This window comes from Micromonospora sp. C41, from assembly GCF_018070485.1.
GTDB classification, from domain to species: Bacteria; Actinomycetota; Actinomycetes; order Mycobacteriales; family Micromonosporaceae; genus Micromonospora; species Micromonospora chalcea.
The window spans coordinates 49767-75031 of the sequence record NZ_JAGPXP010000030.1 but is presented as its reverse complement, the minus strand read 5'-3'; the positions used below and the strand labels follow the sequence as shown (position 1 = coordinate 75031).

13 protein-coding genes and 1 pseudogene are annotated in these 25265 nt (G+C 74.7%); 10 read left to right on the top strand and 4 right to left on the bottom strand.

The window, feature by feature from the left end; translation table 11 throughout:
• The 10 genes and pseudogenes from KBX43_RS25755 to KBX43_RS25710 all read left to right on the top strand — a co-directional run.
• Positions 1–1416, top strand: a pseudogene (locus tag KBX43_RS25755) (hypothetical protein); the annotation flags it as partial.
• 2 nt (positions 1417–1418) lie between these two features.
• Positions 1419–1817 (top strand): hypothetical protein, encoded by a 399-nt coding sequence (locus KBX43_RS25750; RefSeq protein ID WP_064446308.1) that lies wholly within the window; start codon positions 1419–1421, stop codon positions 1815–1817.
• Positions 1778–5773, top strand: a complete 3996-nt coding sequence (gene eccCa / locus KBX43_RS25745) for a type VII secretion protein EccCa (RefSeq protein WP_210887541.1) — start codon at positions 1778–1780, stop codon at positions 5771–5773. The genes KBX43_RS25750 and eccCa overlap by 40 nt, the downstream gene beginning before the upstream one ends.
• Positions 5774–5786: 13 nt before the next feature.
• A complete protein-coding gene (gene eccD, locus KBX43_RS25740; RefSeq protein WP_210887530.1) occupies positions 5787–7196 on the top strand; it encodes a type VII secretion integral membrane protein EccD in 1410 nt (469 codons plus the stop codon).
• Between the two features lie 6 nt (positions 7197–7202).
• Positions 7203–8558 carry a type VII secretion protein EccB gene (eccB, locus tag KBX43_RS25735; RefSeq protein WP_069090097.1) on the top strand — a complete coding sequence of 452 codons (1356 nt, stop codon included), beginning with the start codon at positions 7203–7205 and terminating at the stop codon, positions 8556–8558.
• Between the two features lie 7 nt (positions 8559–8565).
• Positions 8566–11802, top strand: coding sequence for a hypothetical protein (locus KBX43_RS25730; RefSeq protein WP_210887527.1), 3237 nt, complete (start codon positions 8566–8568; stop codon positions 11800–11802).
• Positions 11803–11806: 4 nt separating this feature from the next.
• Positions 11807–15088, top strand: coding sequence for a right-handed parallel beta-helix repeat-containing protein (locus tag KBX43_RS25725; RefSeq protein WP_307851581.1), 3282 nt, complete (start codon positions 11807–11809; stop codon positions 15086–15088).
• A gap of 54 nt (positions 15089–15142) precedes the next feature.
• Positions 15143–15442, top strand: coding sequence for a YbaB/EbfC family nucleoid-associated protein (locus KBX43_RS25720; protein WP_369830137.1), 300 nt, complete (start codon positions 15143–15145; stop codon positions 15440–15442).
• A 119-nt stretch (positions 15443–15561) separates the two neighbouring features.
• A complete protein-coding gene (locus KBX43_RS25715; RefSeq protein WP_176722919.1) occupies positions 15562–16197 on the top strand; it encodes a response regulator transcription factor in 636 nt (211 codons plus the stop codon).
• Between the two features lies 1 nt (position 16198).
• A complete protein-coding gene (locus KBX43_RS25710) occupies positions 16199–18553 on the top strand; it encodes a hypothetical protein (protein WP_210887524.1) in 2355 nt (784 codons plus the stop codon).
• 32 nt (positions 18554–18585) lie between these two features.
• Here the strand turns inward: KBX43_RS25710 and KBX43_RS25705 are convergent, their stop codons facing one another.
• From KBX43_RS25705 to KBX43_RS31715, 4 genes are all read right to left on the bottom strand, one after another.
• Positions 18586–20607, bottom strand: a complete 2022-nt coding sequence (locus KBX43_RS25705; protein ID WP_210887521.1) for a BTAD domain-containing putative transcriptional regulator — start codon at positions 20605–20607, stop codon at positions 18586–18588.
• Positions 20604–22793, bottom strand: coding sequence for a BTAD domain-containing putative transcriptional regulator (locus KBX43_RS25700; protein WP_210887518.1), 2190 nt, complete (start codon positions 22791–22793; stop codon positions 20604–20606). Before KBX43_RS25700 ends, KBX43_RS25705 begins: the two co-directional genes overlap by 4 nt.
• 277 nt (positions 22794–23070) lie before the next feature.
• The gene (locus KBX43_RS25695) at positions 23071–24303 is read right to left on the bottom strand and encodes a cellulose binding domain-containing protein (RefSeq protein ID WP_210887514.1); all 1233 of its coding nucleotides are present in this window, start codon (positions 24301–24303) and stop codon (positions 23071–23073) included.
• 178 nt (positions 24304–24481) lie between these two features.
• The gene (locus KBX43_RS31715; protein ID WP_210873311.1) at positions 24482–25195 is read right to left on the bottom strand and encodes a Clp protease N-terminal domain-containing protein; all 714 of its coding nucleotides are present in this window, start codon (positions 25193–25195) and stop codon (positions 24482–24484) included.
• Positions 25196–25265: the final 70 nt, after the last annotated feature.

Below are 25265 nucleotides of genomic sequence, written 5' to 3'. Positions count from 1 at the left end.
CCCGGCGCCGGTGCTCCCGGCGCCGGTGGCGGCGGCCCCCCCGCCGTTCCCGAGGCCCCGGACGCCAAGGGCCTGGTGGAAGGTGACGCGGCCGACTGGCAGTCGCCCGGGTTCGACGGCGTGCAGGTTCCCGGCGCGCCGTCCGGCGTGTCGTCCGGCGGCGCCGGGCTGGGCGCGCCCATGCCGGCCATGCCCGGCATGCCGGGTCCGGCAGGAGGCGCGAACGGTTCCGGCGCCACCGAGTCGCCCGACGCCCGAGGGCTGGTCAGCGGCGACGCCGACGACTGGCGGCCCGGCGTCGACGCCGGCGTGCCGGACGGGTCCGGGGGCGCGCCGGCCGGTGGCGACGGGCTCGGCGGCGTCGACGGGCCGCAGCTTCCCGCCACGTTGCCAGTGGCCTCGGACGTCGGCGTCGACTCGCCGGTGGCGACGGCGCCGGCCGGCATGCCGATGATGCCCGGAGCGCCCGGCGCCCCCGGCACGGGTGCGCCCGCCGGTGGCGTGCCGGACGCGCCGGACGCCTCCGGGCTGATCGAGGCGGATCCCGGCGACTGGAGCCCGCCGGCCCCGGACACCGGAGCGCCGGACGCGCCGTCGGGCGCGGGAGCCGGTGGCGCGGGACTGGAGACGCCGGTCCAATCCGCGCCGGACGTGCCGCCGCCGGTCGCTGGTGACTCGTCCACCGACGGGGTCGCCGTACCCGAGGTGGTGGTCCTGCCCGGCCGGACGGAGGCGACGCCGGTGGCCGTCGGGACGCTGCCGCCCACGCCCGCCGGAACCACACCCCCGGCCAGGCCCGGCGCGTCCGGTCCGGTCCGGCCCGGCGAGGCCGGCCGGACCCCGGCCGCAGCAGCGGGCTGCTCGCCGGACGCGGACGTCGCGGCGGGGGAATCGCGCGACGGCGCCGAGCCGCCGCGTGCGTCCGTACCCGAGGCGGTCGCGCCACCGACAGTGATGGAGGCGCCGACGGCGGTGGAGCCGCCCACCGGTGAGGCGGGCGGCGGAGAACCGGACGAGGCGCGCCGCAAGACCGGCGGCGGCGTCCCGGTGGCGGACGTCGAGACCGTCGTGCTCCCCGGGGCGCTCGGGCCGGCGGCCGCGGGCGCGGTGGCCGGTCTCGCCGGCCGGAGCCCACGGGCGGGCGGCCCCGCCGACCCGGCCCGGGCCGGCACGCTGCGGCGTCGCTCCGGCCGCGACGAGGACCGGGAGCCCGCGGAGAGCGCCGACCCCGCCGCGGGGCTGCGCGAGGACGACTCCGTCTGGGGCGGCGACGGCGACACCCGCCACCACCCGGCGGACGACCACGTCCCGCTGGTCCGGCCGGACGAGGACCCGGACGACAAGGCCGGGTGGGACGACCTCAGCGACGCCGACTGGCTGACCGGCGCGCCCGCCGACCAGGGCACGGAAAGGTGAGCATGTCCGAGACACCGGGGCCCCGGCGTGCCGTGTGGCGACGGGTCCCGCCTGCGAAGGCGACCCGGCCGGCCGACGGCACGTCCGACTTCTTCAGCGCCGACCTGGACAAGATGCGCCGCTGCGGCGAGCCCGCGGCCAGCGACGCGGAGTTCATGGAGGCGCTCGCGACGGCGGAGAAGGAGGAGGCCGAACGCGCCGAGGCGTTCTGGGCCGAGCAGGAGCGGCGCCGCAAGGAGGAGCAGGAGCGGGCGGAGAAGGAGAAGAAGCGCCAGGCCGAGGAGGACGACGACGTCAAGGTGACCGAGCGCTACCGCAACGACCGGTACGCCGTGAAGCTGCTGCGCCAGGAGAACACCGCCTGGGGCGGCGACGACGCCGGGGTGGGGCGGCTCGGATGAGTACGGTCACCGTCAAGCGCCCGCCCCGCGCCACCGGCCCGGAGGCGCCGGAGGGCTCGATCGAGCTCCAGGAGCCGCCGCTGATGGCCGAGGAGGCCCCGCTCGACTTCCGCTCGTTCGCGATGGTCGTGCCGATGGGCCTCGGCATGGGCGCGATGCTCGGCATGTTCGGCCTCTACAACCGCGCCCCGATCATGTACGTGATGGGCGGCGCGATGGCCGGCGGCATGCTGCTCATGGGCGTCATGCAGATCGGCCGGGCGGCCGCCGAACGTAAGCGCAAGATGCGCGGCGAGCGCCGCGACTTCCTGCGCTACATCGGGCAGCTGCGCAAGCAGGCCCGGGACGCGGCCGACCAGCAGCGCCGGCACGTCCTGTGGAACAACCCGCAGCCGGGCTGGCTGTGGTCGATCGCGATGGGCAGCCGGCTGTGGGAGCGCCGGCCCAGCCACGACGACTTCGGCCGGGTCCGCATCGGTCTCGGCCGGCAGGCCGCGATGCTGAAGTTCAACCCGCCCTCCACCAAGCCGATCGAGGACCTGGAGCCGCTGTCGTCGATCTCGCTGCGGCGCTTCTCCGAGGCGTACCGCACGGTGTCCGGCATCCCCACCTCCGTCGGACTGCCGAGCTTCACCAGCGTCGAGTTCGAGGGCGCCATCGACCCGGCCATCGACCTGGCCCGCGCCATGGTGGCGCAGCTGGCCACCTTCCACGCCCCGGACGAGCTGCGGATCGCCGTGCTCGCCGCCGAGGTGCACCGGGGCCCCTGGGAGTGGGTCAAGTGGCTGCCGCACAACGCGCACCCCACCGCGTACGACGCGGCGGGCCCGGTCCGGATGTTCGCCGGCAGCCACGACGCGCTGATGGACATGCTCGGCCCCGAGATCACCGACCGGGGCGACCACGACCGGGCCGTGAAGCCGACCACGAGCGAGCCGTTCCTGGTGATCGTCGCGCACCTGGTGGACCTGCCGGACAGCTCCCGCCTGCTCGGCGCGGGCATCCGCAACGTGGTGCTGCTCGACCTGACCGGCGCGATGCCCGGCGGCCCGAAGGTGCTGCGGCTCACAGTCACCGACGACGCGGTGGAGTTCCCGGCCGGCGCGACGACCGGCACGGCCAGGCGCGACGGGCTCGACGAGACCCAGTGCGAGGCCCTGGCCCGGATCATCGCGCCCAAGCGGACCAGCGGCACGCTGGAGGTCTCCGACGAGCCGCTGGACACCAGCTTCGAGCTGACCACGCTGCTCGGCATCCGCGACGCGATGACCTTCGACGTGCAGGCGCTGTGGCGGACCCGGACCCCGCAGCGCAACCGCCTCATGGTGCCGATCGGCGTCACCGAGGAGGGTGAGGTCATCGAGCTGGACCTGAAGGAGTCCGCGCAGGGCGGCATGGGACCGCACGGCCTGCTCATCGGCGCCACCGGCTCGGGCAAGTCGGAGCTGCTGCGTACCCTCGTCTGCGGCCTGGCCGCGACGCACAGCTCGGAGATCCTCAACCTGGTGCTCGTCGACTTCAAGGGCGGCGCCACATTCCTCGGCATGGACAAGCTGCCGCACACCTCGGCGGTGATCACCAACCTGGCCGACGAGCTGCCGCTCGTCGACCGGATGCAGGACGCGCTCAACGGCGAGATGACCCGGCGGCAGGAGATGCTGCGTGCCAGCGGCTACGCCTCGCTGTTCGACTACGAGAAGGCGCGCGGCAGCGGCGCGCAGCTCGTGCCGTTCCCGGTGCTGCTGATCATCGTGGACGAGTTCAGCGAGCTGCTGTCCAGCAAGAGCGAGTTCATGGACCTGTTCGTCTCCATCGGCCGCCTCGGCCGGTCGCTCGGCGTGCATCTGCTGCTCGCCTCGCAGCGGCTGGACGAGGGCCGGATCAACCGGGTCGAGGGACACCTGTCGTACCGGCTGGCGCTGCGCACGTTCTCCTCGATGGAGTCCCGGTCGGTGATCGGCGTGGGCGCGGCGTACGAGCTGCCGCCCGAGCCCGGCAACGGCTACCTGAAGGTCGACACCACGAACCTGGTGCGCTTCAAGGCGGCGTACGTCTCCGGCGCGTACACCGGAACCGGCCGCCTCAGCGGCGTCGCCGACGCCGACGACGAGCTGGCCGCCGACGTGGTGCCGTTCACCACCCGGCAGGTCGCCGCGCGCCACGACCCCGGCCGGGACCGCCCGGCCGAGCAGGCCGAGGAGCCCGGCGTGGACGCGGGCGGGCCGAGCCTGGTCGAGGTGCTGCTGGACCGGCTCGCCGGCTCCGGCCCGCCGGCCCGCCAGGTCTGGTTGCCACCGTTGTCCAGTGCGCCCAGCCTGGACTCGCTCATGCCGAGCGTGCTGCCCGACCCGGTGCGCGGCATGACCATCGACGACCCGCTCGTGCAGGGCGGTCTGCGGGTGCCGGTCGGCGTGGTGGACCGGCCCGCCGAGCAGCTGCGCGAGCTGCTGGTGGTGGACCTCAACGGCGCGGACGGCCACGTCGGCATCGCCGGCGCCCCGCAGAGCGGCAAGTCGACGCTGCTGCGCAGCCTGATCCTGGCGCTGTCGCTGGCGAACACGCCCCGCGAGGTGCAGTTCTACGGCCTCGACTTCGGCGGCGGCGGTCTCGCCTCGATCTCCGGCCTGCCGCACGTCGGCTCGGTCGCGACGCGGATGGAACGCGACCGCGTCGTCCGTACCGTCGAAGAGGTCCTCCAGGTCATGGAGAAGCGGGAGGCGGAGTTCGCCCGGCACGGGCTCGACTCCATGTCCAGCTACCTCGCCAAGGTCGCCGAGGGGGTGATCGAGGACAGCTTCGGGCACGTCTTCCTGGTCATCGACGGCTGGTACACGATGAAGCAGGACTTCCAGGAGCTGGAGCAGAAGTTCCAGGAACTCGCCTCGCGCGGCCTGTCCTTCGGCGTGCACGTGATCGTCACCGCGACCCGCTGGTCGGAGCTGCGCACCTGGATGCGGGACCTGCTCGGCACCAAGCTGGAGCTGCGGCTCGGCGACGCGATGGAGTCCGAGCACGGCTCCCGCAAGGCGGCCACCGTGCCGAACCAGGTCGGTCGCGGCCTGACCGGGGGCGCGCTGCACTTCCTGGCCGCGCTGCCCCGGATGGACGGCAGCTCCGCGGTGGGCGACCTGGCCGAGGCGACCAAGTCGGTGGTCGAGGAGATCGGCACGTTCTGGCCCGGCCCGACCGCCCCGCCGGTACGGATGCTCCCGGCGCACCTGATGGTCGAGACGCTGCCGCCGCCCGAGTCCGAGTTCAAGGTCGTCATCGGCCAGGACGAGCAGCGTCTCGCCCCGGTCTGGCACGACTTCATGGCCACCCCGCACATGCTGGTCTTCGGCGACAGCGAGACCGGCAAGACCAACATGCTCCGGCTCGTCCTGCGGGCCATCCAGCAGCACTACCCGCCGGAGCGGGCGAAGGTCGTGCTCGGCGACTCACGGCGCGACCTGGACACCGCGATCGGCGCCGCGTACCAGGTGGGCTTCGCGTTCACCGGCGACAAGATGTTCGAGCTGGCCGGCCAGACGTCGGTCTCGATGAACCGGCGGCTGCCGGGGGCGGACGTCTCGTCGGAGCGGATGCGCAAACGCGACTGGTGGGAAGGGCCGGAGCTGTTCGTCATCGTGGACGACTACGACCTGATGACCAAGGGCACCGGCATGGGCTCGACGCTCGACCCCCTCCTGCCGTTGCTGGCCCAGGGCACCTTCATCGGCCTGCACGTGATCGTGGCCCGGAGCACCTCCGGCGCGATGCGGGCCATGATGGACCCGGTGATCCGGCGCATGTGGGAGCTGGGCACGCCCGCCACGCTCTTCTCCTACCCCAAGGAGGAGGGCAAGTTCCTGGGCGAGGCGAAGGCCCGCCAACTGCCGCCGGGGCGCGCCCAGCTCGTCACCCGGCGCGGCGTACGTCTGATGCAGACCGGTTTCGTGTCGGACACGGCCCGATGAGAGAGGCTCGCTGGTGAGCGCAGCGCTGAACGACCAACTGTGCCGGATCACCGTGGTCGGCCCGGCCCGCCGGGCCGACCTGGCCGTGCCGGCCCGGATGCCGGTGGCGAACCTGATGCCGCTACTGGTGCGGCACACCACCGACCTGTCCCGGGTTCCCGACGGCGACGTGCCCGACGAGTCGTGGGTGCTGCAACGCCTCGGCCAGGCGCCGTTCGAGCTGTCCGGCACGCCGGAGAGCCTGGACTGGCTGGAGGGCGAGGAGCTGCACCTGCGCCCCGCGCAGGACCCGCTGCCCGAACTCGACTTCGACGATCTCGCCGAGGGCGTCGCCACAGTGGTCAACCGGCGGGCCGACAGGTGGCAGCCGGAGTACCGCCGGGTGCTGTTCCTGGTGCTCTCCCTGGTGGCGATGGGCCTGATCGCCGCCGTACTCGTGGACCGGGGCCCGGTGCTGCCCCAGGTGATCGCCGGCGCGGTGCTCGCCGCCGGCCTGTTCACCGCCGCGATCGTCAGCGCCCGCCAGCAGACCGACGGCGCGTTCCCGCTGCTGTTCGGCGGCGGCGCGGCGTTCTTCGCGGCGGTCGCCGCGTCCAGCGCCGTCGACGGCGACCCCGACGGCGTCGCCTGGAACGGCGACGCCGCGCTGGCCGCGGCCGTCGCGATCGTCACGGTCACCGCGTTCCTGCTCGTGGCGCAGCGTACGGTAACGCCGGTCATGCCGTTCGCCCCACTGCTGATCGTCGCGCTGACCGCCGCGATGGTGGTGCTCGTGCTGCTGGCCGGCGCCGGGTTCCAGCTCACCGCGCCGAAGGTCTCCGCCGTCGCCGTCTCGGTGATCCTCGTGCTGATCGTGATCGCGCCCCGCGCGGCGGTGAAGCTGGCCCGGCTGCGCGGCCCGCAGCTGCCCAAGACCGGCGCCGACATGTCCTACGACATCGAGCCGGAGGACTCCGAACTGGTCAAGGCGCGGGCCGACGAGGCGGACACCTACCTGACCGCCTGCATGACCGCGTCCGCGCTGGTCCTGCCGGTGCTGCTGCACCACACCATGCAGGTACCGGGCTGGTCCGGCTGGACGCTGGTGCTCGTGACATCGAGTGCAATCCTGTTGCGCTCGCGTACCTTCTTCGGTTTCTGGCAGCGGATCGCCCTGGTGGCGGCCGGTACCGTCGGCTATCTCATGGTGGCCCTGATGTTCTCCGACACGCTCGCCCCGACCGGCCGGTACGTGCTGCTCGGCGGGCTCGTCGCCCTCCTGGTGCCGCTGGTGATGGCCGCGCTGCGGCCGTGGCCGCGGCGCATGCTGCCGTTCTGGGAGTACACCGCGGGCGGGCTGGACGTCGCCACCGGCCTGGTCGTGCTGCCGGTGCTCGCCCAGGTGCTGGGGCTCTACGCCTGGGCCCGCGGACTGTTCGGGTAGCCGACCGTGCAGACCCAGCGCGACCATGTGCACGCCCACCAGTTCATGATGGGCCGGCTGAGCTCCGCCCTGGTGCAGGGCGACCCGTCGACGGCGGAGATCCCCGGTCGGCGCGCCGTCACCGGCCTGGCCTTCGGCGTGCTCATCAGCGTCCTGGTCGTGGCCGGGTTCGCCGTCTACGGCTGGATCGTGCCCGGCGGCAGCAAGGCGTACACCAAGGCCGGCGTGATCCTGGTGGAGAAGGAGAGCGGCACCAGATACGTCTACCTCGACGGGATGCTGCGGCCGACGCCGAACCTGACCTCGGCGATGCTGATCCAGGGCGGCTCCGCCACCGTGAAGCTGATCTCCCAGGAGTCGATCAAGGACGTGCCGCGCGGACCGTCCATCGGCATCGACGGCGCGCCGCAGTCGATCGCCACCGGCGCGATGGTCGCCGGGCCGTGGCTCGCCTGCCTGCCCGGATCGGTCGCCGACACCCCCGGCGACCGGCTCGGCCTCAACCTCGACCCGCGTGCGGAAGCCACCGCGGTACCGGCCGACCGGTTCGTGGTGGTCCGCGACACCGCCGGGCCGACCTACCTGGTGACCGCCGATCGCAAGTTCCGGGTCGGCGACCCGGCCGTGCTCGTCGCGCTCGGCGCCACCACGACCCGCCGGGTGCCCGCGCCGGAGAACTGGCTCGCCTTCCTGCCCGACGGGCCGGCCCTGACGCCGGCCACGATCCCCGGTGAGGGCCGGTCCGGCCGGGTCGGCGACCGTACGTACCCGGTCGGCACGCTGTTCCGCCAGCAGCCCGACACCGGCGCGGAGCAACTGCTGGTGCTGCGCAGCGACGGCCTGGCCCCGCTGAGCCGCACCGAGTTCCTGCTCGCCACGGCCACCACCGGCGCGAAGGCGGTCGAGCTGACCGCCGCCGACCTCGCCGCCGCGCGCATGTCGGCCGACCGGTCGCTGCTGACCCGGCTGCCCGACCTGACCGGCCTCACCCCGCAGGAGCCCGCCCCGAACGCGCTGTGCCTGCGGCAGAGCGCGGTGGACGGCACGCGGTTCGCCAGCACCGCCGTCCTCGTCCCGCTGGACCGCTCCGGCGTCGGCCCCGCCGGGCAGGCGTCGGTACGCACCCGGCCGGGCAGCGGCATGGCCGTGCTCCCGGCGCCCTTCGACTCGGACAGGGTGGCCCCCCTGCCCACCTACATCGCGGACGACGGAAAGGCGTACCCCGTCGGCGACCAGGACTCGGCGAAGGCGCTGAAGCTCGACCGGGTCCCGCACGTGCCCTTCCCGAAGGAGTTGCTCGCGTTGCTGCCGCAGGGCCCGGCGCTGAGCCTGAGGGCCATCGCGGCCGCGGAAGTGGGGTAGGTCGACCATGGCGACCCGGATCCGGGACCTGTTCGGCGGCGGCAAGGACCGCCCCGGCGGCGTCGTGCAGCACACGGTCGGCAACGCACTCGTGGTGCACGCCGAGGACGCGATCAGCCCCGAGGCGCAGTCGCTGGCACTGTCCATGATCGAGGACGCGGAGAACGACGTCGTCGTGCTCGACCTCGGCGACGGCATGCCGATCAGCGCGTGGGAGTCGATGGCCGGGGTGCTGCCGCGCCGCCGCCGCGGCATCCGCCTGGTCGCCTGCGGCCGGCACGGCAACTCCGCGGCGATGGCCGGGCAGTGGCTCTCCGAGCGGCTCAACCGAACCGTCATCGCCCCGGACGGCGACCTGGTACGCGGCTCGGCCGGCACGCTGTTCGTCCACTCCGTACCGGGCAGCGGCTGGGTGCGGTTCCGGCCCGGCCGCCCGCCGGCCTGGGACGCGAAGCGCTACCCGACACCGACGTGGGACCGGGCCGCCGTCGACACCCGCCCGTCCAGCGCCGTCGCCGAGATCGAGCCGATCCCGGCCGGGGTCTGGATCCACAGCAACCGCGACCCGCAGGTGGTCGACCCGCAGCGGCGGCGGCTGACCGCGTACGTGCCGTGCCAGGCGGAAACCATGTCGGTGCTGCTGGGCTGCCCCGGCACACCGCCGCTGTCGCTCGACGACGTGGTGCGCTTCTGGCGCGGACTGGACGAGGAGCACCGGCAGCGGGTGCGCTTCGTGCAGTTCGGCGAGATCCGCATGCCGGAGGGCGAGGCGTTCGGGCAGGCGCTCGCCGACCTGCTCAACACCGAGGTCACCTGCTACACCGGCGTGCCGATCGGCAGCCCGCAGAAGTACGAGATCCGTACCGTGCTGCCGGACGGCGCGTTCGGCTGGGCCCCGTACGCGCTGGAACTGTCCTACTCGCCCCGGGCGCACCCCAACTCGCGGGCCCGCCGTCCCACGGTGCTGCGCCACCGTCCGCCGCTGACCGGCGCCGAGGAGCTCGCGCCCCGCGTCTACTGGTTCGCCCCGGGCGCGGTGGTCGAGGTGGTGCAGAGCGGGCTCTGGGTACGGGCCACCGCCGAGCCGAAGAACGCCGAGCAGGTTCGGGCTGCGATGCTCGACGCCCGCAGCGGCACGCTCGTCTTCGACGACACCGTCCACGCCGCCGCCGAGCGGATGCGGGAACTGGCGGCCGACCTGGCCGCACGGGTGGACGGCATGGCCGGCACCGCCCGGACGTTGATGCCGGCGTCGGTGCTCGTGCCCGGTGCGAAGCCGTCCAGCCGGGCGCAGGTGGTCGTCGACCTGGAAGCGGAGACGCGCGCGGTGGGCGGCCCCGCTCCGATGCCGGCGTACGTGGAGGTGGCGCCGCCCGCGCCGGTCGCCCCGGCGTCGGCGGACAGCGTGGTGGTCGCCGGTCCCGCGCCGGTGACGTCCGAGCGGGACCCGCTCGCGAGCACGCCCACGCTGCCGCCGCCTCCGCCGGTGCCGCGCCCGGTCGCGCCCGTGGTCCCGGCGGCCCCCATGCTGCCGCCTCCGCCGGTGCTGCTGGTCGCGTCCGAGCTGCCGGCCCCTCCCGTGGTGCCGTCCGGGTCGGATCTGCCGGCGCCGCTCGTGCCGGAGCTGCCGCCGCCACCCGTGGCGTTCGCGTCGGATCTGCCGGCGCCGCCCGTGGTGCCGCCTCCGGTCGAGCCGGTGCTGCCGGCCGTCCCTGGCGAGCGGGCCGTCTCCGGTCCGCCCTCCGCCGTGCCCGCTGCCGCCGGCCCGGCACCCGTCCCGCCTGCGGCCCTGGCCGGGCCGGTCCCCGCCGGCCGTCCGATCCCGTCCGGCGGGTCAGGGGAGTCGGCGGGGCAGAACGGGCGGCCCGCGCTGCCTGAGCCGATCGTCGCCGCCGATCCGGTGGTAACGGTCGAGCCCGTCGAGCCCGTCGAGCCCGTCGAGCCCGTCGGGCCGGTCGAGCCCGTCGAGCCGGTCGGGTCGCTCGGGCCGGTCCCGCCGGTCGGGTCGGTCGCCCCGGCCGATCGAGCCGGACCGCCCGAGCCGGTGGAGCACGTCGATCCGCTGGTCCGCGCCGAGCCGTCGGCGCACACCGAGGCCATCGGAGGAGGGCTCACGGCAGACGGCGGACAGGACGCCGCGCCCGGCGCGTACCCGATCCCTGAGCCGCCCACGATGCCGGCCGGCTTCGGCGAGCCGGAGCCGCCGACCATGCCGGCCGGTTTCGGCCAGGCGCTCGCGACGCCGCCACCGGTGGCGCCCGGGCCGGTCGCGCCCACCGTGCCGTCGCTGACGGTCCACGCCGTCGATCCGATTCCCGCAGCGGCGACTCCGGCCACTACCTCGGCTCCGGCGACCGCGCCGGGAGAGGTCGAACCATCGGCCGCTGAGGCCGGGCCGCCCGGCGAGGCCGAGCCGGTCGACAGCGCCGAGGCCCGGGTGCAGCCGGTCCCCTCCGCCGGCGCGGGCGCGCTGCTGTCGGAGAAGAAGGGGCTCGCCGACGAGCGGGCCTGGCTGCGCCGTACGCTCAGCCGCGAGTTCGACGTGATGGCCAGCTCGGTGTCCCGGATCATGTCGCAGCACCCGGGCATGCAGGGCTCCGGCGTGTCGACTGAGGACGTGCTCGCCGACTCGGTCGCGTTGCGGCTCTACCTGACCGGCCGGGGCCCGGGCGTCGACGCCGGCCTGCGTTCCGGCCGCAAGGGCCCGCACGTGCCGTTCGCGCGCTGCGTGGTCGCCGGGGTCTCCCGGATGCCGTCCTTCCGGGGGACGACCGTCTACCGGCTGTCCCCGACCGACCGGGAGTGGGAGCTCTACCAGGACCGCCGCCTGGTCACCGACTGGAGCTTCGTCAACGCGCTCACCCAGCCGTGCGCGACCGAGGACGGCGACACCGACGTGCTGATCTGGTCGATGACGGCCCGCCGTACCAGCCTGCTGGAGCCGGAGGGGGACGAGCACGTCGAGGACCGGGTGCTGTTCCTTCCGGGCACGAACTTCAAGGTGCTGGACCAGCGCCGGCCCGCGGCGGGCGAGCGCGGCGCGGTCCTGCTGCGGGAGATCGGCGCCAACGAGATCGACGACACCGGCCGGGTCGACTCCAACCGGGTGTCGCTCGACGAGCTGGCGGTCACGTCGCTGCGGCGCAGCCTGGACCGGTGGGCCACGGCCGAGCCCCGGGAGCGGATCGGCGCCGGGGCCCGTGGCCGCCTCCGGGTGCTGCCCGGACTGGACCGGAAGGGGTGACGCCGTGAGTCGGCAGGTTCTCGTGGTGGGAGACCGTAAGGCGGGCTCCTATCCGACCATCGGCTCGGCGCTGTCCCGGGCCGAGCCCGGCGCCACGATCGACGTCCACCCCGGCCGGTACGTCGAGAAGCTGGTGGTCGGCGACCGGGTGACGATCAGCGCGGTCCAGCCCGGCACCGTCGAGGTGCACGTGGAGGAGGGCAGCGTCCTCGTCGTCCGTGGCGAGGGCGCCCAGCTGCGCGGCATCACGCTCAGCAGCGCCGACACGACGCTGGCGGCGGTCGACGTGTACGCGGGCGAGGTGGCCCTGGACGACTGCCGGGTCAGCGGCTCCTCCTGGGTCACGCTGCTGGCGCGGATGCAGGGCACCGTGGCGCTGCGCGGCTGCGACGTGACCAGCTCGGCCGGCGCGGGCGTGGTGGTGATGTCGGCCGGGTCCAGCACGATCGAGGACACCGTCGTCCACGACGTCGCCACGAGCAGTGTCGTGGCCGGGGAGAGCAGCGCCCTGACGCTGCGCCGCTGCCGCCTGCGCACGGCCGGCGCGAACAGCGTCTGCGTGGGCGGCGACGCCCGGCTCACCGTCGAGCAGTGCGAGATCGCCGGGGCGGGCAAGCCGGCTCTCGTGGTCGAGCAGCGGGCCTGGGCCCGCATCCGCGGCCTGGCCGTCACCGGAAGCGGGAACGTCGACGTCTTCGTCCGCGGCGAGGCCGACGTGCAGATCAGCGACTCGACGTTCACCGGCGCCGCGGTGCAGTCGGCGCACATCGCCGAGGGCGCGTCGCCGTCGTTCCACAACTGCACCTTCGGCGGGGCCGGGCACACCGCCGTGCAGGTGCTCGGCGCCGGGCGGCCGACGTTCACCGACTGCACGGTCCTGGACTCGCCGGTCGGCGTCGCGGTCAGCGGCGGCGCACCGCGTTTCCTCGGGCTGACGGTCCGGGGCACGCGGGAGCACGTCGCCGTGCTCGCCGGTGAGTCGACGGTCGTGCTGCAGCGGCTGCGGGCCGAGATCACCGCGGGTGCCGGGGTCCTGGTCCAGGACGGCGCGTCGCTGGAGGGCGCCGACCTGGTCGTCGACGCCGGGGACGCGACCGCGCTCGTGCTCACCGGTCCCGCGCGGGCCGTCGTGCGGGAGGCCCGCTTCACCGGTACGGGGGCCGCCTGCGTGCGGGTGGGCGCCGGCGCCGACCTGACGCTGCGCGCGGCCCTGCTGCGGGGCTCCGGCGTACTCGTCGAGGGTGCTCTCCAGATGGGCGACAGCGAGATCGCCGACGCGGCCCGGGACGGCCTGCGGGTGACCGGCGCGGCGGCGGTCACCCAGGTCCGGGTGCGCAACGCCCGGGCGGACGGTGTGGTCTTCGAGGCCGGGTCCCGCGGGTCCGTCACCGACGGCGAGGTGCTGGGCAGTGGCGCGGCCGGCATCGGCGTGGACACCGAGGAGCCGGTGGCGCTCACCCGCTGCGTGGTGCGCGACAGCGGCGGCGAGGACGTGCGCCGCTCGCCCGGCGCCACGCTGACCGTCGATGCGCTGACGGTGGGCCGCCAGCAGGCCACGCCGCCGCCGGTCCCCGGCCCGGCGCCCGTCCCGCCGGCCGGCGACGACGGTACGGCCGAGGAGAGCGGCGGCGACGAGCTGAGCGAGCCGTTGCGCCAGTTGAACGGCCTGATCGGTCTGCGCGGGGTGAAGCAGGAGGTCACCGCGCTGATCAACCTGATCAAGATGTCGCAGGTGCGGCTCCAGATGGGGCTGCCGATGCCGCCGATGAGCCGGCACCTGGTCTTCGCCGGCCCACCCGGTACGGGCAAGACCACAGTGGCCCGCCTCTACGGCTCGGTGCTCAAGGAACTGGGCATCCTGTCCAAGGGCCACATGGTGGAGGCGGCGCGGGCCGACCTGGTGGGCCAGTACATCGGCTCCACCGCGATCAAGACCACCGAGCTGGTCACCAAGGCGCTCGGCGGCGTGCTGTTCATCGACGAGGCGTACACGCTGTCCAGCGGCTCGGGCGGCTCGGGCCCGGACTTCGGGCAGGAGGCCATCGACGCGCTGATGAAGATGATGGAGGACCACCGCGACGAGCTGGTGGTGATCGTCGCCGGGTACTCGGAGCTGATGGAGCAGTTCCTCGCCTCCAACCCCGGTATGGCGTCGCGCTTCACGCGCACCATCGAGTTCCCGAACTACTCCGTCGAGGAACTGGTCACCATCACCTCCAACCTGGTCAGCAAGCACTACTACGAGCTGACCGACGACGCGGTTGACGCGCTGACCGCGTACTTCACCCGGGTGCCGAGGAACGCGACGTTCGGCAACGGCCGGGTCGCCCGCAAGCTGTTCGAGGCGCTGATCAACAACCAGGCGTCCCGGCTGGCGGCCCACCCGCCGACGAAGGACAACGAGCTGAACCGGCTCACCGCCGCCGACGTCGAGCCCGAGCTGGCGCTGCTGGAGGACCTGCCGGTCGAGCCCGGTGAGCAGCCCGACGCGGCGACCGACCCGACCGGCGCCATCAACGCGGCCCGCAGCTGGAAGCGGATCTGCGGGCTGGTCGGCGGGCAGCGGGTGAAGGAGGCGGCCGGGCAGACGCTGTTGCAGTTGTGCGAGGGACGCAACCGCAGGCGGGGCCCGGGCCGTACCGGAAACGTGCTGATCGGCGGCGCGGCCGGCAGCGGTCGCGGCGAGTACGCCCGGCTCTACGCCGCCTGCCTGTCGGAGCTGGGCCTGGTGCCGGTCGGCCAGCTCGTGCGGGTGAGCACCCGCCGGGAGCTGGCGCCGCAGTGGCCGGGGCAGGCCGCCAGCCTGGTGACCGCGGTCCTCGACGACGCGGCCGGGGGCGTGCTCCATCTCGACTACGTCGACGACGGCTCCGGGGTGGCGCCGGAGATCGCCGAGGCGCTCGTCGCGCAGATGCGTTCCCGGCTCGGCGACCCGGTGGTGGTGCTGACCGGCGAGGAGCCGGCGCTGGCGAGCCTGCGTGCCGCGGTGCCCGCGGTGAACGAGGTGTTCGGCCAGCAGTGGTCGGTGCCCGAGCTCAGCACCGACGAGCTGGCCGAGATCGTGCTGCGGCACCTGGTGCGGCGGGGCCACGAGGTCCCCGACGACGTCCGGGAGGCGCTGGCCCGGATGGCCGGTCAGCTGCCCGGGCGCACCGTCCACGCCGCCCACCAGTTCTCGCTCGCCCTGACCCGGCGCACCGGCTCCCGCACGCTCGCGCTCGCGGACCTGGCCGTGGCGCCGCCCGCGGTCGGCGAGCGTCTCGGCGGCCTGGCCGCCGTCGGCTGACGGTACGCCCGCTTCCCGTAGAAAGGTCCTCGCATGCAGCCCGAAGCCAAGCCGATCCCGCCCTCGTTCCAGGAGTTCATGGAGAACGCGCAGCGGCTCGAGGACCAGATGCGCGCCGCGCAGACGGAGCTGGAGAAGGCGATCGTCACCGGCCGATCCCAGGACGGCACGGTCGTGGTCATGGCCAGTGGCCTGGGCAAGGTCCAGGCCGTCCGGGTCGACCCCCGGGTGTACGAGCAGCGTGACGCCGCGTCACTGCAAACGGCGATCATGGAGGCGATCCAGGCCGCCGCCGCGAACGCCGGGAAGCTCGCCACGGAGAAGATGGGTCCCGTCGAAATCAATCTTCACTGACTGAAAAAAGTCTGACCAGCGATTACGTGCCGATCTTCACGGGTTGCCGCGCCTCGCGGCACCACTGTGGAGATTTCCTGAAGGAGTCTCCACGAGACTGTCAGCCCCTACTGACAGTGATGGAGATGGCTGTGGAGCAAGTTGCCGTCTTTGTGCACGCGCCGGACCCGCTGACCCACACCGGGCTGACCGCCCACCTCCGGTCGCGGTCGGACGTCACGCTGCTGGACAGCGCGGACCGGACCCGCGCGCAGGTGCTGATCGTTGCGGCGGACCGCCTCACCACCGACGTGATCGCCATGCTGCGCCTCGCCGCGACCGAGATCGGCGCGCCCGTCGTGCTGATCACCACCGACATCAGCGAGCAGGAGCTGCTGACCGCCGTGGAGTGCCGGGTGGTGGCGGTCCTGCCACGCGCGGCGGTCACCGCCGAACGCCTCGCGCACAGCGTGCTGGCGGCCGCCTCCGGCGGCGGCGTGCTGCCCCCGAACCTGGTGGGCGAACTGCTCAAGCACATCGAACGGCTCCAGCGCGACGTGCTCAACCCGAACGGGCTCAACGCCTCGGGGCTCACCGCGCGCGAGATCGACGTGCTCCGGCTGATGGCCGAGGGCTTCGACACCAACGAGATCGCCGACGAGCTGCGCTACTCCGAACGTACGGTGAAGAACGTCATCTACGGCCTCAACCACCGCCTGAAGCTGCGCAACCGCTCGCACGCGGTCGCCTACGCCCTGCGCTCCGGCATGATCTGAGGTGATCACCCGCCACACCGTCGGGAACGCCCTGGTGCTGCACCCCCGGGAACGGATCAGCCCGGAGGCCCGTACGGTCGCGCTGTCGGTGGACCCGGATCCGGACAACGACATCGTGATCCTCGACCTGCAGCACGAGTTGCCCTTCGACGTCTGGGACACGGTCGCGACCGAGCTGCGCCGGCAGCGCCTGCGCCGGGGCATCCGGCTGGTGGTCTGCGGCGCGCGCCCGGAGACCGGGGCGCTCGCCGGGCAGTGGCTCTCCGACCGGCTGGGACGGCCGGTGATCGCGCCGTTCGGGCGGATGATCCCGGGCGCGGCGGGGCTGCTCTTCGTGCACGGCACGGACCTCGGCGGCTGGGTCTGCTACCGGCGCGGCCGGGCGCCGGCCTGGCAGTCGAAGCGCTATCCGGCGCCGGCCTGGGACGGCGCCGCCACCGACCACCTCACCATCAGCTCCACCTGCGCCGTGGAGCCGCTGCCGGGTGGCGTCTGGCTGCGCGACAGCCGCGACGAGGCGACGATCGCCACCCACGGCGGCCGCCTGACCTCGGCCATGGCGTGCCTGCCGCACGCGATGCCGGTCCTGGTGGGCTGCCCCGGCACCGCCCCGCTGCGGCTCGACGACGTCGCCCGGTTCTGGCGTGGACTCGCGCCGCAGGGCCGCGAGCACGCCCGCTTCATCCAGTACGGGCCGGTCGCGCTGCCCGACGGCGAGCAGTTCGGCCAGGCGCTCGCCGAGGTGCTGGGCTGTGCGGTGCGGGTCTTCACCGGCGTGCCCACCGGCCGCCCGGACGACCCGGCCATGTTCACCGTCACCGCCGACGGTGGTCCCGGCTGGCAGGTCTTCGCGCGGGAACTGGCGTACGGTCCCCGGACGGCGCTCGGGGCGGCGGCGACGCCGCGCATCCTCAGCCACCGCGCGCCAGCGGAACTCGGCGAGCCGGTCGGTCCCGGCGTCTACCAGTACGCCCACGACGCGGTGGTCGAGGTGATCCCGTCCGGGCTCTGGCTGCGTGCTCCGCTGCCGTCCCGCGACGCCGACCGGATCCGTGCCGTCCCGCTGGACCCGGCGCAGGCCCGGCTGGTCGTGGACGACCCGGCGCCGGCGGTGGCCGACCGCCACCGGGAACTGGCCGCCGACCTGGCCGCGCGGCTCGACCCGGCCACCCGCGGGCGTACGGCGGTGCGTCCGTCCTCGTCGGTGGCGCCGGCCCGGGCACCGGCCCCGCCGCACGGGGCGCGCCGGCACGCGGCGGTTCAGGCCCTCGTGCCCCCGGTTCCCGCCCCACCGCCGGTCGACCTCACTGTGGCCGGCCCGGTCGCCGCGCCGGTGGCCCCCGAGGTGGCCGTGTCCGCAGTGACTGACGCACACGCGGCCCGACCCGCAGTGTCCCGAGGAGACGCGCCCCGTCCCGCCGTGGCCGGAGCGGCGGCGGCCTTCTCCGCCTTGGCCGGGGCGGAGGCGGCCGTTCCCGCTCTGGCTGGAGCGGAGGCGGCCTTCCTCGGCGTGGCCGGGGCGGGTGGCGGGGGCGTGACCTGGGCGAGCGCTCCGACGATGGCGCTGCCGGTGCACCGCCCGGCGGTGGCGCCCGCCCGCTTCCAGCGCACCCCGGTCGACGAGGCGCGGGGCGTCCGTCCCGGTCCCGACCTCGACGAGGAGCGGGCCTGGTTCCGCCGCGCGTTCCGGCGCCAGATCGCCGCGCTCGCCGCCGACGTCGCCCGCGTGCTCGCGGCGCACCCGGCCCTGCCCGACGGCGCGGACGCGCTGGAGTACGCCACAGCGGTCCGCCTCTACCTCACCGCCGCGGGGGACGGCGTCGACCAGGCGCTGCGGTCCGCCGAGCCGGGTGGTCACGTGCCGTTCGCCAGGTGCGTGGCCGCCGGTACGCGCCCGCTGCCGGTGCACAGTGGCGTCACGTACGCCGCCGCCGACCTGACCCGGGCGGACCTGCGCCGGATCGCGCAGCGCCGGGTGCTGACCGACTGGGGGTTCACCAACGCGCTCGCCGAACCGCCCGCCGACCTGCCGGGAGACGTCGAGGTGCTGATCTGGTCGGCCACCGGCCGGTGCACGGGCGCGCTGGAGACCGGCGACGGCGTGCCGTCCCGCGTCCTCTTCCTGCCCGGCACGGCCTTCGCGGTGCTCCAGGTGCGGGAGCCGGCCGCCGGGGCTCCCGGGCGGCTGCTGCTGCGTGAGCTGTCCGCCGGTGACGCGGCGGCCGACGGGCGGGCGCGGTACGACGCCCTGGCCCTGGCCGCCCTGGACCGGCACGTCGCGGGCGGCGCAGGCCCCGGCACGCCGGTCCCGCCGGCCGCGGCGCGCCGCTTCGTCGGCGTCCCCGGGCTGCGCTGAGCGCTAGCGGCCCAGGCCGTCGAGGAACGGCGCTAGCCGCCCAGGCCGTCCAGGAACGCGGCGAGCGTCTCCCGCTGCTCCGGCGCGCACCGGCCGCTGGCCAGGGCCCGGCGGAACAACTCGCGGGCCGGCCCCGGCGCCTGCCGGAACACCTCCTCGCTGTGCGCGACGAGCCAGCCCACCTGCCAGTCGTCGACCTCGGGCGGCCCGGCGAGCAGGTGTCCGGCGACCCGGGCGGCGGCGCTGCCGTTGTCCGCGAGCGCCTGTGCCGCGTACCGGTGCAGGGTCGGCCGCAGCGCGGCGGGGATGCTCCCGGCGAGCGCCCGCCGCAGCACCGGCTGCCGGAACGCCAGCTCGCGGCCCGCGCCCACGAGAACTGTCGCGGCGACCGCCTCCTCCAGGTCGGCCATCAGGTCGAACGGCGTCCGCCCGGTGACCGCGGCGAGGTCGGCGACGGCGAACTCGTCGCCGAGCAGGGCCGCGTACCGCAGCGCCTCCCGGGCGCCGGGGGAGAGGTGGTCGAGGCTGGCCCGGACGGTGTCCACGAGCGAGCGCGGCATGCCGTCGGCCCGCGCGTCGACCTCGGCGAGCCCGTCGACCACCCGTACGCCGTCCTCCGCCACCAGACCGCTCACCAGCTCCCGCGCGTACAGCGGGTTGCCGCCGGTCAGCGGCGCGAGCGACCGCAGCGTGGCGCCGGGCGGGACACCCACCGCGGTGCCGAAGATCTGCTCGATGTCCGCCCGGGGCAGGGGAGCGAGCCGGATCAGGTGCCCGTCACGTGTCGCCACGCCCCGCCGCAGCCGGGCCAGGTCGCGGCGGCCGGGCTCGGGCCGGGTCGTCGCGACGAGCAGCAACGGCAGCCACCGGGTCAGCGCGGCCAGCCGTTCCCAGGCCAGCAGGCTCGCCTCGTCGGCCCACTGGAGGCGCTCGACGGCCAGCACCAGCGGACCGGCGGCGGTCAGCCGACGGACGTGTGCGAGCACCCGGTCGAGCGCCGCGCCCGGCTCGTCGTGCGGTACCGCCTCCTCGCCCAGCGCCGCCCGCATCACGTGCAGCGGGATACGGCTGCTCAGTTCCTCGGCGACGCCACGCGCGACCCGCAGGCCGAGGGTCCGCGCCTCGTGCAGCGCCGCGTCCAGCAGCGCGGACTTGCCGATGCCGGGCTCACCCTCGATCCACACGATCGCGCTGCGTCCCTCGCGCGCCTGACCGAGCAGGCCGCGCAGCAGCTCCAGCTCGCCGTCGCGTCCGACGAGGCGGCGGCGACGCGGCGCGACCGGACGGGCGACGACGGCGACCGCGGCGGTCGGTCCCGACTCGGTGAGAATCCGGCTCTGCAGCTCGCGCATCGCCGTACCGGGCTCGACGCCGAGCTCGTCGGCCAGCACCCGGCGCGCCGCGTGGTAGACGTCGAGCGCCTCGGTGCCGCGACCGGCCCGGTGCAACGCGCGCATCAGCAGCTCGTGGAACGGCTCGTGCAGCGGGTGGTCGCGGACCAGGGCGGTCAGGTCGGCGATCGGGCTCTCGTCACACCCACCGTCGAGGATCAGCCGGGCCCGCCGCTCCGCCGCGGCGATCCGCAGCTCCGCCAGGCGGTGCCGGTCGAGCTCCGCGAACAGCGCGGCCACGTTCGCGTACGCGTCGCCGTGCCACAGCGCGAGCGCCTCGTCGAGCAGCGCCACCGCCTCGCCGGGCCGGCCCCCGGCGGCCGGCGCCTCGGCCGCCTCGCACAGCGACACGAACCGGTCGGCGTCGAGCGCGCCCGGTTCGAGCCGCAGCGTGTAACCGGCCCGGCCGGACAGCAGCCGCCCGCCGGCCGTCCCCAGGCTGCGCCGCAGGCCGGAGACGTACGTGTAGACGTTGCCGGCAGCGGCGCCGGGCGCGGAGCCGCCCCACAGCGCCCGGATCAGCTCGCCCCGGGTGACCGGCCGGTTGGCGTTGGCGGCGAGCATCGCGAACAGGGCCCGCCGTCGGGCCGGTCCCAGGTCGATCTCGGCTTCGCCGCGCCAGGCGCGTACCGGCCCCAGGACGTTGACGCGCAGGTCCGTCACGAGCGGCCGACGACGGCCTGCCCGGCGCTGCGGGGCGGGTCGTCGGAGCCGGCGATCCGGCTCATCTCGGCGCGCGTCGCGGCGTCCCCGGTGTGCGCCGACACCCAGGTCGCCTCGGTCCGGGCGGGAAGGCCGCAGCGGTGCAGCACCCGGGCCAGTTGCGCGGTGAGCAACTCGCGGGACGACGCGGAGAGGCCCGGTGAGGCGACGGCGTGCCGCAGCACCGCGATGGCCGGCGCGGGGGCGGCGGCGCTGAGCTGCGCGGCGTGGGCGGTCAGCCATCCCTGCACCCAGGCGTCCACCGGCACCGGCCCGGCCAGCAGCTGGCCGGCGACCCGGCCGAGGTCGCCGCCGGCCTCGGCGATCCGCTGCGCGAACTGCCTGTGCATCAGCACCCGCAGCGCGGTCGGGATCGCGCCGCGCAGCACCCGGCGGATCACCGGGTGCCGGAACCGCAGGCGGCGGCCGTCCTCGACGAGCACCCCGGCGGCGAGCGCCTCCTCCACCGCCGGGACGAGCTGCGGCGCCGACCTGCCGGTGACCGCGGCGAGGTCGGTGACCAGATAGTTGTTGCCCAGGAACGCGATCGCCCGCAGCAGCTGCCGGGTGTCGTCGGCAAGCGGTTGCAGGTGCCGGTTGACGGCTTCGGTCAGCTCGGGCCCGGGCGTGTCGGCGGTCCGGCCGTCGCGGTCGGCGAGCACGAGATGGCGGAGATAGAACGGATTGCCGGCGGCGGCCGCGACGAGCGCGCGTACGGTGTCCGCGCCCGGGCCGGGCGGGCGGGCCCAGGAACGCGCCAGCCGGGTCGCCGTGTCGTCGTCCAGCGGGCCGAGTTCGACGAGCGCGGTGCCGTTGCGGGGCAGCACCCTGCGCAGGAGCCGCACCTCGTAGCCGGCGGGCACCGGGCGGCAGGCGGAGACGAGCAGCAACGGCAGCCGCCCGGTGAGGTTGTGCAGCGCGTGCCAGACCAGCAGGGACAGGTCGTCGGCCCACTGGAGGTCGTCCAGGACGAGCAGCAGCGGCCGTTCGGCGCAGCGCGCCACCACGAACCGCTGGACCGTGTCGACGACCGTCATGGTCGGTGGCGCCCCGCCGGAGCAGTCGTGCAGCGAGGCGGGCAGGCCGGCGTCGTCGCCCAGCGACAGGCACTCCAGCATGATGCTCAGCGGCATCCGGTACGCCAGCTCGTCGCCGACGCCCCAGCCGACCTGGACGCCGAGCGGCGCCGCGTCGCGCAGCCCCTCGGCGAGCAGTGCCGACTTGCCGATGCCCGCCTCGCCGCTGATCCAGACGCTGCCACCGCGCCCGGCCGCGAGCGCGGTGACCGCCTGCCGCAGCCGGGCCAGCGCAGCCGTACGCCCCTGGAAGCAGGGGAGTGAGGGCGGCGCCGGGATGTGTCTGCGCCTCGCGGTGGGATCGGTGCCGAGCATCTGTTCGTGGATCTGGCGGACGGCGGCGCCGGGCTCGGTGCCCGACTCCGCCACCAGACGGTCCCGGAGAGTGGCGTACAGCGCGCGTGCGTCGGCGGTGCGGCCCTGCGCGGCGAGCGCCCGCATGGTCACCGCGTACAGGCTCTCCCGGCCGGGGTGGCGTTCGACGAGCGAGAGCAGGCGGTCGACGACCTCGGCGGCGAGCCCGAGGCCCAGCATCAGCTCCGCCCGCCGCTCCACCGAGGTCAGGTACAGCTCGCCGAGCCGGACACGCTGGCTGGCCGCCCGGGGCCCGGGGACGCCGACCAGCGCCTCGTCACCGCGCCACTCGGCGAGCGCGGCGTCGAGCGCGGCCAGCTCGCCGGCCACGTCACCGGCGGCGCGGGGCGTGCGGGCGCGTTCGCGCAGGCGCTCGAAGCGGTGGACGTCGACGGCGTCCGCCGCGACGTGCAGGCGGTAACCGCCGCCCTCGGACGTGAGCACGCCGCCGGAGGACCAGCGGTCGCGATCGGGTTCGAGCACCCGGCGCAGCGCGGAGACGTACGTGTAGAGGTTGCCCTGCGCGCTGGCCGGCGGTCGGTCGCCCCAGACGGCGGCGATCAGCTCGTCCTTGGACAGTCCCCGCTGCGGGGTGAGGGCGAGCGCGGTGAAGACGGCCCGGCGCTGGGCCGACCGCAGCGTCAGTTCCTGCCCGGCGTACGTGACCCGGAGGGGGCCCAGCAAGCGGATGTCGAAGCCACTGCACTGTGCCGTCATGCCGTCCTCGTGGTGACCCTGTCCCGGTGACAACCATCCGGGCGGAACCCTAGCTCACCCATCCACTATGTCAACTTCGTCGACATGGCCGGAACCCTTACGGCACATGGCATTCCGGTGCGCCGCGCGATCGCGGAAGGCCCCTGCCGATCGCGCTAGCAGGGGCCTTCCGGCGGCGGGCGCGCACCGGCCGTGCCGGCGGCCCGGCACCCGCCCGGTGCCCGGCGAGACGTTACTCACCTCCCGCCGGGCCGGTCGCCGCCGTGTCAGTCGCGTCTCAGCTTCCGGCGCACGTGACGGTGGCGCCGCTGCCGTTGCCGGCGCCCTGGAATCCGAAGGTGGTGGTCTGGCCCGCGCCGACCTGCCCGTTGTAGCTCTGGTTCGCCACGGTGACGGTGCCGCTGGTGCCGCTGGGCACACCGTTCCACAACGAGCTGATCGACGCGCCGCCCGGCAGGGCGAGCGTCACCCGCCAGCCGGTCAGCGCGGTGGTGCCGGCGGTGACGGTGACGGTGGCGACGAACCCGCCGTTCCACTGGTCCTGCACCACGTAGGCGGCCGAACAGGACGGGCCTCCGCCGGGCGGCGGCGTAGTGGGCGGGGGAGTCGTGGGCGGCGGCGTGGTGGGGGGTGGCGTGGTCGGGGGTGGCGTGGTGGTGGGCGGCGGGTCGAGCGTCAGGTTCTTCTGCTGGACCGTCCACTGGGTGCGGCACAGGCCGCAGTCCGGGCCGACGAAGTTGGCCCCGGCGCCCACGTCGCCCTTCAGGCGCCACTTCAGGTAGAGCACCGCCACCCGGCCGAACTCGCCGCCGTTGGGCTGGTCGTAGGTGCCGCCGTGACCGACGTTCAGGTTGCCCATGAACGCGGGCAGCCCGGACGGCAGCTTGCCCCAGTCGTCCATGGCGTTGGGGTAGGCGATGTCGCTGGGCCCGCCGATGAAGTACGCGATGGGCTTGGTCAGCCGGCGCAACTGGTAGTCGTCGGCGTCGTTGAGCAGCCCGCTGCTGAAGATGCCGGTCGTGGTGACGCGCGGGTCGTTGGAGACGGCGTACGCCTCCACGCCGCCGCAGGAGAAGCCGGCCACGGCGATCTTCGTGGTGTCCAGCCGGTTGAAGTACTTGCTGCCCGACCGGGAGTTCTCCGCCACCGCCCAGTCGATGGACTGGGTGAGCATCTGGGCGTTCGTGGAGCCGGAGCCGTTCGGCGCGCCGTTGGCGATGGCGAGGAAGCCGTGGGAGGCGATCTCGCGGAGGAAGTTGCCCTGGGACAGGCCGTTGGCGGAGCACGCGCCGTTGCCCCAGACCAGGATGGGAAGGCGTTCGGACGGGAGGGTCTGGGGCCGGAAGATGGTGTGGTTGGCCAGGGTGGACGAGGTTTCGTAGTCGGCGGGGTAGGGGCCGGAGCCGCCGATCGCGGCGCCCGCGGGCGTCGCGCCGAACGTCATGGTCACAGAGGCGGCCGAAACGACGGCGGCGGCCAGTCCCGCGTAGATTCTCGATCTCCTTCTCATGGGTCCTCCAGCGACTGACGCGTAGGCGCCCTTGGTGGTGTCGGTGTGCGGTTACTATCACCGGCGTAACGAAAAGTGTCAATGTAACGTCCGCTGTGTGGACGCGACTTCGCGCTGGTCGGGGGCCTGAGGCGAGGCCCCGGCGCGATCAGTTGGCGACCGTCCTCTGCGCCGCGCGTCAGGCGTCCGTCGCGTCGAGCCGCTTCTGCAGCCGGTCGAGGCGGTCGAGGACGTCGTGCATCATCACGCGCAGGACCGTCGTGTCGGCGTCGCGTCCGGGCAGCATCCGCCCGAACGCGACGCCGTAGTAGAGGGCGGAGAGCGCGGCGGGCGTGACGACGGCGCTCACTCCGGTGCGGCGCAGCGCGGCGCCCGCCTCGCCGTCGTCGCGCAGCAGCCCGAGCAGCAGGTGGCTGCCGGTGGTGACGGCCGAGGCGTGCGCGGTGGCCTGCTCGGCGGCGGCCGCCAGCACCGCCCGGGTGGCCGGTGATGTGGCCGGCTCGCTGGGCGTCGCTGCGGCGGCGGGGGCCTCGCCCAGGGCCGCGCGGATCGTGGCGGCGGGGAAGCCGAGCAGTTCGACGGTGTTCAGCACCAGGCTCTCGCCCTCGTCGAGAAAGGCCCGCAGCAGGTGGACCGGCTCCACCGTGCCCGCGCCGGAGGCGGACGCGAGGGCGTACGCCTGGTGCAGGATCGCCGCCACGTGGTGGTTGGCGGGCGGGGTCAGGGTGAGCCCGGCGGGCAGCGCCCGGGTGGTGGGTGTCTCGTGAGTCGCGCCCACGGCGCCGTCCAGCGCCTGGGTCAGCGCGGTCTGGCAGATCCGGGAGACCGGCAGTCGGGCGTCTCGGACGCGGTCGGCGAGGGCGTCGGGTAGATAAACGTTGACCTTGGGCACCTGACCGATCCTGTCACGCGGGGGCCGGGCCGGGCACCCCTTGATCGCCTACATTCCCTAGGGTTATAGT